6 protein-coding genes are annotated in these 12674 nt (G+C 52.8%); 3 read left to right on the top strand and 3 right to left on the bottom strand.

The window, feature by feature from the left end:
• Positions 1–53 precede the first annotated feature (53 nt).
• The 3 genes from J7619_RS00235 (at position 54) to J7619_RS00225 (ending at position 5609) form a co-directional block, all read left to right on the top strand.
• Entirely contained in the window at positions 54–3236 is a 3183-nt protein-coding gene (locus J7619_RS00235) for a metallophosphoesterase (protein WP_291192705.1), read from the top strand.
• Positions 3237–3411: 175 nt separating this feature from the next.
• Positions 3412–4305, top strand: a complete 894-nt coding sequence (locus J7619_RS00230) for an AraC family transcriptional regulator (protein ID WP_291192703.1) — start codon at positions 3412–3414, stop codon at positions 4303–4305.
• A 101-nt stretch (positions 4306–4406) separates the two neighbouring features.
• Positions 4407–5609 (top strand): epoxide hydrolase family protein, encoded by a 1203-nt coding sequence (locus J7619_RS00225; RefSeq protein ID WP_291192701.1) that lies wholly within the window; start codon positions 4407–4409, stop codon positions 5607–5609.
• 69 nt (positions 5610–5678) lie between these two features.
• Here the strand turns inward: J7619_RS00225 and J7619_RS00220 are convergent, their stop codons facing one another.
• From J7619_RS00220 to J7619_RS00210, 3 genes are all read right to left on the bottom strand, one after another.
• A complete protein-coding gene (locus tag J7619_RS00220) occupies positions 5679–7460 on the bottom strand; it encodes a T9SS type A sorting domain-containing protein (RefSeq protein WP_291192699.1) in 1782 nt (593 codons plus the stop codon).
• Between the two features lie 232 nt (positions 7461–7692).
• Positions 7693–9201: a RagB/SusD family nutrient uptake outer membrane protein gene (locus J7619_RS00215; RefSeq protein WP_291192697.1), complete on the bottom strand. Its 1509-nt coding sequence runs from the start codon at positions 9199–9201 to the stop codon at positions 7693–7695.
• 18 nt (positions 9202–9219) lie between these two features.
• On the bottom strand, positions 9220–12351 hold the full coding sequence (locus tag J7619_RS00210) for a TonB-dependent receptor (RefSeq protein ID WP_291192695.1): 3132 nt from the start codon (positions 12349–12351) through the stop codon (positions 9220–9222).
• Positions 12352–12674: the final 323 nt, after the last annotated feature.

Raw genomic sequence — 12674 nt, 5'->3', positions numbered from 1 at the left:
ACGCTTATTCGTGCGTCAAGGTCCCTCTTCTTCCATCTTAAATTCTGATGCTTATGAGACCGATTCTATCAGTGCTCTCATTTTGCCTCCTGTTATTTTCGGCGTGTTCCGCCCAGGCACCCGTGATAACACGCGGCCCGTATCTGCAAATGGCGTATTCACAAAAGGTAAATGAGTTTGCTACGAATGCTTCTGTGACGATCCGCTGGCGGACAAACGTCGCTACCGTTGGTCGCGTGGTTTACTCTTCCGAACCGGAGTATGAATTGCTTGGGCAAGGGTCTCCCATGGTGGAGGAAGCCGCGCCTGTTACCGAGCATAAGATCACACTCACAGGCCTGAAAGCCGACCAGCAATACCGCTATTACATCGGGGCGACGGTGGTAACCCAACCTCCGTCATTCCCGGTTGTCCTGGAAAAATCGCCCGAGCACTTTTTCAGGACGCCGCCGCTTCCGGGTACCAGGAAGAAAACGAAACTGTGGGTCCTCGGTGATTTTGGTTACACCGATCCGTTCCCTGCGACCGCCAACCGCCAGGATAGCGTGATCGACTCCTGGAGGGATTTTATGACAGTCACCAAAACAGGCCCGATGGACCTTTGGCTCTGGCTGGGCGATAATGCCTACGAGCAGGGAAACGAGCAGCAATACCAGGAGCGCATTTTCAATAAAACCAAAGCGCGGTACGATTTCATGTTCCGGCAAACGCCGTTCTACGCGACGCCGGGCAACCATGACTATTACGACGGGACCGTGGACGTGGCGACGCTTAATCAGAAGAGGGCAGACAAGAATATTCACTATTATAGCGTCGTCGAGAATTTTACCAATGGGGAGGGGGGCGGAGAGCCCTCGATGACAGAGGCTTATTACTCATTTGATTATGACAATATCCACTTCATCAGCCTCGACACGTACGGATATGAAAAGCCAGGCGACGACTACACGAAGATCCTGATTCCTACCAGCGTTCAGGCGCAGTGGCTGAGAAGGGACCTTGCCAAAGCGAATGCCAACCCGAACATCAACTGGGTGATCGTATTTACCCATATGCCACCGTTCACAGGTGGTTCGCATAACTCGGATGCGGAGGCTGAGCTGATGCAGATCCGGAACAACCTCGTGCCCATTCTGGATGACTACAAAGTGGACCTTTTATTGGCCGGGCATAGCCATGGCTACGAGCGTTCGCGCCTCATGCGCGGCCATTCCACGATATCCACCGATTTCGTAAAGGCTATCCACAATCCGGTGCTAACCAGCAATGCCCAGGACAATGCCCGGTACGATGGTACCCCTAACTCCTGCTTTTATTATAAAAACAGCGCTGCCGCGAAAAACGAGGGGATCGTATATGTAGTGAACGGCGCCGGCGGGCGGGGCCCCGAGGAGGTGTTGAGCAATAATTACCGGAATCCTGGTCTTGTAGGCAGGCTTATGACCTCCTCGAACCTTTTCGGGGGCGGCTCGATGTACATTGAGGTAGAGAACAAGCGGCTGACTGTCAAATATATTTCAGCCAAAAAGCAGGTGTTCGACCAGTTTACGATCTTCAAAGACCTGGATAGCTTTACGGTTCCGGAAACTGACGACGTCACCCGCACGGCCATATGCGAATGCACGGACGCGCAGCCGGGAGCCGATAACTTCACGCATTACGTGGATAATAATGGTAATCTGCTCTTGTCGATCAACAAGCACGACCTCAGCATCGGGAAAGCCGGGGTGGCGCCTTTTGAAGTAAAACTGGGGGGCAAGCCGGGACGGACGGAAGTAGGGGCGCTGGGCCCGGGTACCAACTACGTAAGGTCGGACAGACCGCGGTCGTTCAGTTCCAACTGGCGGGTCATGAACCGGTACTGGTCTATGAAGCCCAATCCCGAGCTCACCGCCAAACAGCAGGTGACGGTACGGCACTATTACAAGGATTCCGACCTGATATCGCTCCGTTACAACGACGGCGCCTATGAGCAAATAGGGCATTTCAGCCTGCGATTTTTTAAGATCAACAGTTTGACCAATGCCTATGCGCTGGATCCTGTCACCGGCGTGCATAACACCATCAAAGCGGCCGCTGATTTCAACAAGGACGGCATCTGGCTGTATGATGTAAAACAGAGCAATATTACCGACCAGCAACCCACGCCGCTTGAATACAAGTGGCGGTATGGTTTCAACCAGCCGGAAGTATTCTTCTACCCGACGAAATCTTATCCCTTCTATTCGGGCGAGTTTGTGGTGGGGCGGCTGAATGGCGGTGGCGGGATAGGGGGGCAGGTATACAACCAGAATCCCCGCGGTACCGTGGTAATCCTGAATGCGGGCAGTACCTGGCGCTTTTTTGCCAGAGGAATGGTGCCTCCCGATAATGGCATATTCAACTGGAAAGGCGGACAGGACCCCGATGAGCTCAATGTGGAAGATCCGCCTAACTACGATGACGCAGCAAACTGGCCGACCGGCCCGGCGCCGTTTGGTTATTCGCCCAACCGGGAAGACGGAGAAAAAACGCTCATCCCGGCTTGCCAGGCTGAACTGGACTGCTACGAGTACCGGGGACGCGACTCTTACCTGCGCGAAGGCTGCCTTGCGGCCCCGTGCGCAACCCGTTGGACGACTACCTATTTCCGGAATTCCGTTCGCATAAGTTCGCAGAATATGACCTACCATAAATCGGTCATCATCAACTATAAGAGGGATGACGGGGTGGTTATTTATATCAATGGCAAAGCGCTGACCCCGGGGGATCCGAATATTAACCCGACTGCGGTCACTTACTCGACATTTGCGACGAATGCCACTCCGGAGTACGCCTGGCAGACGATCGTGGTGCCAAACGACGGAAGTTTTTTCAGACCGGGGCAAAATACCATCGCGGTGGAGCTGCATCAGACCAGCGCGACGAGCTCGGACCTGCATTTTGATATGGATATTACATTGAGCCCCGACATATTGACCGTGCCGACACGCGTAGCACCCATGGCCGAATTGCGCGACCAGGAGCCGGAATGGGTGATTTATCCCAATCCAGTTGACCAGGACAGGATTGTGTTCGACAAGCCGCTTGAATATGAAACTTTGCGCGTCACCGATTCGAAAGGAGTGATACGGCGCTACCTGTCGGCGCCTGGTGCTTTGAAGGAACTGGATCTCTCGGGCCTTCCGGCAGGTATTTTTATCCTTTCAAGCCAGCACAAGGGCGCGGTGCGGCACTACAAGGTGATTAAAAAATGATGATCCGGGCGGGCACGTCGGGTTATCCCAGGTGTGCCCGCTTGCCACATTCATCAGAGGTATTTCATGCTGAGTTTTACAGAGTTGCTTTGAAAAAAATTGTTTTCACTATTTTGGATGCTGGAAAGAATATTCGTTCGCACGTCGCGAACAGGCACATCAACACCGGCGCGTTATGCAGAAAAAATTCAACTTGACGTCTTTTAATCTCTACGAGTTTCTTAAACATCAGAATGCCCACAGTTTCAATGTCCCCTTCTTTCTGGCCGACAGGCATACCTATCAAAGCGCCCATGTGAACTTCCCGTTCAGGACATTCACTTTCGGGCTGGGCATTACCTACACGGGCGAAGGCGACGTTTTCAAGATCGGCAGCACCGATTACCTGGTGACGGCCGGTTGCCTTACGACCGTCGGCCCCGGGATGGTCTGCCAATGGACCGGAAACTATACCGCCGAGCACGATACGGTTTATTTTACCGAAGAATTGTTTGAGGGTATGAAAAACAATGCTTTTCTGCATTCGCTTCCGTTTTTCTTCCATGGCGGCAGGCATGTGATCCGGCTGTCGGACGATCAGACCAGGAAAATGGCTTCCCTGTTCAGTTTGCTGAAAGAGTTGAAGGACGATAAAAGCGCCGTTCCCGGGATGGTCCATTCATTGCTGATGCTCGCGGAGTCGTTTCATGCCGATCCGGAAAGCCGGGCCCTGCGCGGAAGCAGCCAAAGCGGCATTTCGAATGGTATTTCCAACAGAGAGAAAATAGCGCAGGCGTTCAGAAAGCTGGTCGCGGAGCATTTTCCGGAGCATAAGGAAGTTGCCTTTTATGCGACGGCGCTGCACATCACCCCGAAATACCTGAGCGAAGTATTGCAGGCGGAATTGGGCAAGCCGGCCAAGGCGTTCATCGACGAATATGTGGTGATGGAGGCCAAAAGTCTGCTGAAACAGACAGCCCTGTCTATCCAGGAAATCTGCTACTGGCTGGGCTTTGAGGATGCTTCGCATTTCAACAAGTCTTTCAAAAAACTGACGAGCATGACGCCGACCGAATACCGGAAGAGCTGACTTGTCCGGCGGAGTTTTTTACTATTTTTCCCGAAATCCTTCCTAACGGCGCACGGCTTCATGGCGGTACCTTTGTTTCACACAAAAACAACAGGACGGCCATGAAAAAACTTCACTTTCTTTTGCTCACATCGCTCATCCTGAGCCCGATGATCACTTTTTCACAAACTCAAAAAAACGCAACTATGAAAAACATGGAGGTATTTAAAGTATCGGTTTCGCAGCAAGTACTGGATGATTTGAAAAGCCGTTTGCAAAACACCCGCTGGCCGGGAGAAGCGGAAGGCTCAGGCTGGCATTTCGGTACCAGCGAAGCCTATTTGAAAGAATTGGTACAATACTGGCTCACCAGCTACGACTGGCGGAAGCAGGAGGCCGAACTCAATAAGTACCCGCAGTATATCGCCGATGTGAACGGAGTGAAGGTCCATTTTCAATATATTAAGGGAAAAGGCAAAAATGCCAGGCCGCTTATCCTGACGCACGGCTGGCCGGATAGCTATTACCGTTTTCACAAGATCATTCCGCTACTGACCGAGGGCGAGCAGGGCTTTGACCTCGTGATCCCCTCCATTCCGGGTTTCGGGTTCTCGGGTAAGGTAGCTATGACGAGCGAGGCCGTCGCGGATCTTTGGAAAGAACTGATGACGGGAAATCTGGGCTATGATAAGTTCTATGCCGCCGGCGGCGACGTGGGGATGAGCGTTACCAAGGCATTGGCCTCGAAATATCCTGATGTGGTGTCCGGAGTGCATTTTACCGACGTGGGCTACCCGATGGGCCAGGAAGACCCGGCTACCATGAGTGAAGCCGAAAAGCAGTTTGCACAGTTTGTGCAGCAATGGTGGTACAGCGAGGGCGCTTACGCCATGGTGCATGCGACCAAACCGCAATCGCTCGCCTACGGACTAAACGATTCACCTGCCGGGCTGGCCGCGTGGATATTAAGTTTCGGCAATGCCGGAGCATCGCCAGAAATCCTCGAAGAGGCATTTGGCGGCCGGGATGCATTGCTGACCAATATAATGATCTATTGGACGACGCAAACCATCGGTACTTCGATGAGGATGTACAAAGCCGATGCCATTGCCCAATGGAGCGGGGCCCAACCTTTGCAAAAATCGAAAGTACCAGCCGGCGTGGCCGTGTACCCGCGGGAAGCGCAATTCCCGAAAGAATGGGCGGAGCGCTTTGTGAACGTCGTCAGCTTCCGCAAAATGAGCGAAGGAGGGCATTTCGCCGCGTTGGAAGTGCCGGATAGCTTCGCGACGGAACTGCGGAGCTTCTTTTACAGCATCCATTAGCCGGGGCCGGTTCATCCGGCGCCAGGTTGGGTAATGCCGGCGGAAAGTTTCTCTTCGCCGGCATTTGGCTTATTTTTTTATGATCTTTTTGGAAATGGTATACCCGCTTTTCGTGGTCACCCTCACAACGTAAAGCCCGGCAGGGAGGCGTTTGGGATCGATATAATGCTGGTTCCTGGCCCGCTGTACCACCGTTCCCGCTGCATTGAGCATCTCCACTTCCCAGCTTTCGGATACACCGCCGATGGTAATGCTGTTTTCGGCCGGGTTTGGGCTGATGATCACCTTTTGTATTTCGGGCATCCTGACCGACACCATTCTGGAATAGGTGTAACTGGCATCCGTATCGACCTGTTTCAGGCGGTAGTAGACGAGGTTCGAAGGTAGTTCCGGCACATTCGCAAACTGATACTCGGAAAGTCCCGAGGCGATCCGGAAAGGTTCCCATACCTGTCCCACTGTCCGGAATGTTTGGGCGTCAGGGGCCGATTCCACATCAAAATGGTCATGCCCCGATTCGAATGAGGTGGCCCAGTGTAACATCACCTGGCTTTGTTCCAGCAATTCTGCCTCGAACCTCACGAGCGTGACCGGTAATCCCGGGCCGACGTTCACAACGGCCGGCACCCGTACATCGCTGGGGCAGTCGGCGCGGAGGCACGAAGCGTAAAAGGTTCTGGACTCTTCCAGGACAGGCGTGGTATAGCTGCTGCCTGATCCGAGTTGGTTGCCATTTGCCGGGGCGTCGTACCATTGAATCAATCCGTTGCAACCCGTTGCATTCAGCGTGGTGGCGGTTCCTTTCGGAATCGACTGGGCGATCACATCGGGATCCAGCCCTTTGCTGTTGATCAACCCGGAGCGGAGCGTTTCCAGCGCACTACGCATGCGGGTACGCTGATCGTTGGTAAACTGGGTCTGGCAACTGAAATTATTATAACCCATGTAGTTTTTAAGGACATTACCATAAGGGGCGTTGCCATTGCAGGAATTGGGTGGGTTGGATGCTCCGTAGCACAGGTAATTCGAGCTTTGGTTAACCGGTTCGGTGTCGCAGATATTGTCGCCCTGGCTACTGCAATTGTCGTTCGGAGGACATTCAATATTATCCAGATCACCCTCGCCGATCCCTCTCGCGAACGTGTGCCCGAGGAACAAGCCATGCCCGGCTTCGTGCGCGAGGATTTTGGTAGTGAAATAGGAAGCGGTGATCATCATACCATCGTAGGGGGAATAGGCCCCTGTGGGAAAGCTGGCAAACGCGGCTCCCTGGTCCATGTAGTTGACGACCCAAATGTTGTAGTAATCGAGATTATTCCAATAGCTCATCGGATATACCTGGTCGTAGGGTAGTCCGGGGCCGCCGGGGCTTGTTACCCCATAAGAGGTGTATGCCGGATTGTTAGGATAAATCCGGTTGATTCCCGTGCTGGGCGTGCATTGCGGCGATCTCACCGCCAATTTGAACTGTATTTGAGTATCCACGCCGTCAGACTCCGGAAGCTGGTTCCTGAATGCCTTGTTCAGTTCGGCGATCCCCTCGTGGACCTGGTCATCGGTGAGCAACGGGTACCCGTAGGATTCGATAATATGCACGACAACAGGAATGGTATAAACCGGATCGGAAGCACTGGTACGGTGCGATCTGGCAGAAGCGATGCGGGTATCCAGCATTTTTTGCGCACGGTCAAAAATCTGTCGCTGTGATTTTGAAAGGAGCAGCTTGTGATTTTGAGATGTGGCGGAACAGGTTGGGCCGGCGGGTTGCTGGGCATTTAAAACAAGGGCCTGCATGAGGAGCAACAGCGCTGAAAAGGTGTAGCGAAGCAGGTCGCGAGCGAGAGTAGTCATTTTTTTCATGGTCATGGATGCTAGGGTTCACTCAGAAATAAATTGTATATTAAATATAACTATATTAAAATAGAATATAATTATTCATCGTAAAGCGGTTTCCAATAATTCGGACACCCTGGCTCCGCATTGCGCTGCGCCCAATAAAAACAGCCGACTCGCTGAGCCGGCTGTTTTTTGTTTTACCTTCCATTAGGCCGGGTAATGCGGCCCATACGATGGTTATTTCCGATTAAAAGCCAGGGTTATTAGGCAGCAAATTCGGGTTCACGTCCGATTCTTGTCTCGGTACCGGGAACAGCAACTGCTTTTCGCTGAAAGTGGCGCCGAAAACGGTTTTATGGCCTACGAAATCGTCCCATTTGCCGGTCACGTCATTGCGCACTTTCCGGGTCCGGATCATGTCAAACCACATTTTATTCTCGAAGCAAAGCTCAAAATAGCGTTGTGACCACACTTCCTGTTCGAATGCCGCCTGGCTCAAACCCGACACGGGTGCCAGGTTGGCGCGCGTACGGATCGCGTTTACATATTCGACCGCTTTTGCGTTAGGCGCGCCTTCCGCGCGGTTGGACGCCTCCGCGTACATCAGGTACACGTCCGCGAGACGGTAGAGGGTGTAGTTCAAATCGGATTTGATCGTATTCGTGACGGCATTCGCATCGAACCATTTGTAGATGTACGTGTTCTTGAACTTCACCGGCTGGCCGGTTTTGATGCTCGGCGCGGTGGTGTAAAAGAATTGCTTCTCTTCTACGCGCTTGTCGCCCGCCGGGAACGACTTGATAAATTCCGGCGTCGGATATACCGATCCGTATTCATCCGCATATTTCGAAATGCCCGAATAGTTGGGGATCGTCAGCGGTGTGAGCGGGTTGGTCAGCGGCACGCTGGCGGCATACTGAACCTGGAAAATGAATTCGCCCAGGTTTTTGTTCGCCGGGTTGATCATATCCGTGTAATTCTTGAAAAGCGAGTAGCCGCCTTTCTGGATCACGTTCAGCGAGCGTTTCGCCGATTCGGCATAGTATTGCTGCCCGCCGTTGATCGCCGCACCCGCGTAGGTGAGGTACACATCCGCGAGGATCGATTCTACCGCCGACATCGATACATTGCCCGTCGTATTCGACCATGGAAGCGTAGACGCTTCGGCGGCAAGCAGATCGGGGATAATGATCTTGTCGTAAATATCCTTCGCAGGCGTTCTTGCGACATTCAGATCCAGGTTTGTGGGCGTAGCCGTTACCGCAGGAACCGCCCCGTACATCCGCACGAGATAAAAGTAGTACAGCGCTCTCAGTGTGTGAACCTCCGCCAGCATATTGTTTTTCTGCTCGTCGGTAAGCCCGGCCGCATTGATACCCGGAATGCTTTGGAGCGCGAGGTTACAGGCCCCCACGCCAAGGTACATTTGTTGCCACCAGGTATCGAAATAGAACGAGGTATTGGTATAGCCCAGGTTCTGGTAATTCACAAATCCGGTCTGGCCGAGGTCACTATTCGCCTTACCGGTCATGAATTCGAGCAGGTTATAGGTGTTACCACCATAGGAAGCCGGCTGGCCGGCCAGCAGCCCCTGCAAGTTGACGTAAGCGGAGTTGGCATATGCCCGGGCTACTTTGCTGCTGGATGCCTCGGATTCCGGCGTCAGGAAGCCTGTCGGGGTTTCTTCGAGGAAGTCCGAACAGGAGCCCAGGGTCAGCAGTGAAGCCGCCATCAATATATTTTTCAGCACTTTCATATCTTTTGTAGTTGCGGTTTAAAAAGTAAGTGTCAAGCCCAGGTTCCAAACCCGTGGACGGGGATTGGCGAAGAAGTCCAGGTTTTGCGAGAAGGCGGTGTTGGCCCCATAGCCGGAATTGAATGTATCCACCTCGGGGTCGTAGCCGCTGTATTTCGTGATCACAAACAGGTTTTGAACACTTGCGTACAGGCGCAGGCGGTCGATTCTCAGCTTTTCAAGTACAGGGTCGTTGAACGAGTAGCCGAGCATGAAGTTCTGTCCGCGGATGAACGAGCCGTTTTCTACCCACCAGGTATCGAAATGCGAATCCTGTGCAAATTTGTAATTACGCACCTGCGAGATCATCGTGTTCTGGTTGGTAGGCGTCCAGGCGTCCAGCACGGTAGCGAGGCTGTTCGCGATGGTCTGTCTGTCCTCTACCGAGTGTTTAAAAGTCGCCGCGGTATTCAGGCCTTCCACGAAGCGGATATTGAATGAGAAATCCCAGCCTTTGTACTTCATGGTACTGTTGAAGCTGCCCGTCCATTTCGGCGTTGTGCGGCCGATAATGCTGTAATAGTTGCTTCCGTCGGCATTGTAGATGTACTTTCTGTCGCCGGGTTTCAGGTTATGCTCGGCAGCGAGGGCTGCCTCGTCGGTGCTGTACGTTCCGATCCGGGTCATGCCGTACAAGGATCCGATCGGCTCACCTACGCGAAGGATGTTGGTCTGGCCGAGGAAATTCGGGCCGGGGAAAATATCGGCATTACCGCGGTTCAGTTTCAGGATCTTGTTCGCATTGCTCGCAAATATGAAGTTGGTAGTCCACGAGAAGTTCTTCGTTTCGATGTTCGTCGTATTCAAACTCACTTCAAAACCCGAGTTCCGAACCGAACCTACGTTTTGGTACACATTCGCATTCACTTCACCGGCCGACCATGGAATAGGCGCTTGAAGCAGCAGGTCTTTGGTTACACGGTTATAATAATCTACCGTCAGGTCGATATTCTCCCGGATTCCCAGCTCGACGCCCGCATCGAACTGCAACGATTTCTCCCATTTCAGGTTGGGGTTACCCAGGTAGCTCGGCAGCAAAGTCGATTGCAATGCACCGTTCAGTACCGTGCTGGTAGCATTGGTGGTACCGGGCTGGATTTGCGCAATGGACTGGTACTGGCCGATTTCCTGGTTACCCGAAAGCCCGTAGCTCGCACGTACTTTCAAATTGGTGATCGTTTTGTTGCCTTTCAGGAAGCCCTCTTCCGAAACACGCCACGCAGCGCCTACTGACGGGAAGAATGCATACTTGTTGTTGGCACCGAATTTCGACGAACCATCATAACGGCCTGTTGCTGTGAAGAGGTATTTCTCGTCGAGGTTATAGGTGGCGCGGGCGAAATACGAATTCATAGCCCACTTATAATCCGATGAGGTAGAGGAGCTTCTCACGGATCCGGAGCCGAGCGTATGCCATTGGAAAATGTCGTCGATAAAATTTTGGGTTTCAACGAAATCGGTTTCCTGGTTGTACTGCTGCCACGATGCCCCGAGCAATGCGGTAAAGCGGTGGCGCTGGTTGATCGTCTTGTTCCAGGTCAGGTAGTTTTCCGACTGCCAGTAGGTGTTGAGGTATCCCCGGATGTTGGCCACGCCGCCCTGGTCGGCCGACATATGTGCCAGGTTCTGGGAGGAGAAGAAGTTGTTTTTCTGTGATTGCAGGTTAAATCCGAGATCGGTTTTGAAATCCAGGTCCTTGGCAATGTGGAAAAGCAAATAGGTATTGCCCAGGGACTGGAGCGTGTTGTTGATCGTGTACCGGTTGTGGGCGATATTCACGGGGTTCGGCCCGCCTTCCAGCCCTGCAATGTCGTTGTTGCCGGCCCAGGTACCATCCGGATATTTCACGGGCAGGATCGGCACTTCTTCGGACACCATCCGTGGCACGTTCAACCCGCCATTACCGTCGGATACCATGCGCTGGCGGCTGTTGATCAGCGACAGGCTTCCACCCACTTTCAGCCATTTGTTGATATCCGTATCGATGGTGAACCGGAGGTTGTACCGTTTGAATGCGGAGGTTGCCATGAGGCCATTCTGGTTCAGATAGCCGAGCGAGAGGCTGAAAAGCGTCTTGTCGTTTCCTCCCTGAAAATTGAGCTGATGGTTGGTCGAAACGGCTGGCTTGTAGACCTCTTTCTCCCAGTTGGTATTGTACAATGGCTTGTCGTTGGCATCGAACAGGAGGGGGAAGTTCGCATGGTTGAGGGCCGCGGGAGGTGCCCAGGTGCCGCCTGCCGGGTCGAATTTCGTGCCATTAGCGTAGGCCTCATTGTAAACCTTTACAAATTCGTCGGAATTCAGGGTTTTGACATGGCGGTACAGCTCGCTCACATTCACATTCCCGTCATAGGAAACTTTCATCGCACCGGCGCGGCCGCGTTTGGTTGTGATCATGATCACGCCGTTCGCCCCCCTTGCACCGTAAATCGCGGTGGAGGACGCGTCCTTGAGTACTTCGAGGGAGGCAATGTCGTTTGGGTTGATCGAGTTACCATCGACACCGATCACGCCGTCCACCACGTAGAGCGGGTCGATATTGGAGTTGATGGAGCCGATACCCCGCACGCGCACTTTGGCTGCGGCACCGGGCGCATTGCTGTTAACGCTCACCTCGACGCCCGCAATTTTACCTTGCAATGCCTGGGAAACGTTGGGTACAGGTTTGTCGACGAGCTGTTCGCCCTTGATGGTAGCCACAGCGCCGGTAAGGTCCGATTTGCGAACGGTACCGTACCCGATCACGACCACTTCTGTTAAAGCCCTGGCATCGGTGACTAGGTTTACGTCGATCACGGACTGGTTACCTACCGTGATTTCCTGGCTGGAAAACCCCACAAAGCTGAATACCAGTACGCTGGATTCATTAGGGACATTGATTTCGTAATTTCCGGAAGCGTCCGTCGAAGTACCGATGCCGGTTCCTTTGATCAGCACGTTTACACCGGGAAGCGGGGAGGCGTCTTTGGAGTCAAGGACTTTACCGGTGATTTTCTTGTCGGTGGCCGTGCGGGCGTGCGAGCACAGCGAAATCAGGAGCAATAGGTTTAGCAGGACTATTTTCATAATCCATCCCGACCGCAGGACGGGCGGTTGTACATAACTTTTCATGTAGAAATTAGTTAGTGTTTATCAAGCGTTTTGTGTAAAAAAGTACGTGGGAGGGCATCCGTGCGGGCACGACGGGGGAGCGGATATTTGTCATGATTTCAAATAGGTTTAGTAATAATTCCAGGTTTTAGTGATTTCCGAACATGGCAATGCCAACGCCTTTGTGCCGCTCAGCGGGCGTAATTCGGTTGGATGTCAGGGGGGAGGGAGATATTAATATTTTTAAAAAATATAGTCCAAAAAAGGCCTGTGCAGATTTAAACGCCGTTAAAATGGCCTTAAATTAAGATTAAAATGCACCCCGGAAAGATTGCCGGGAAGCC

Origin of the sequence: Dyadobacter sp. (genome assembly GCF_017744695.1) — a bacterium.
In the GTDB taxonomy this organism is placed as follows: domain Bacteria; phylum Bacteroidota; class Bacteroidia; order Cytophagales; family Spirosomataceae; genus Dyadobacter.
The sequence above is the reverse complement of the archived record's forward strand: the minus strand, read 5'-3'. Positions and strand labels throughout refer to the sequence as shown.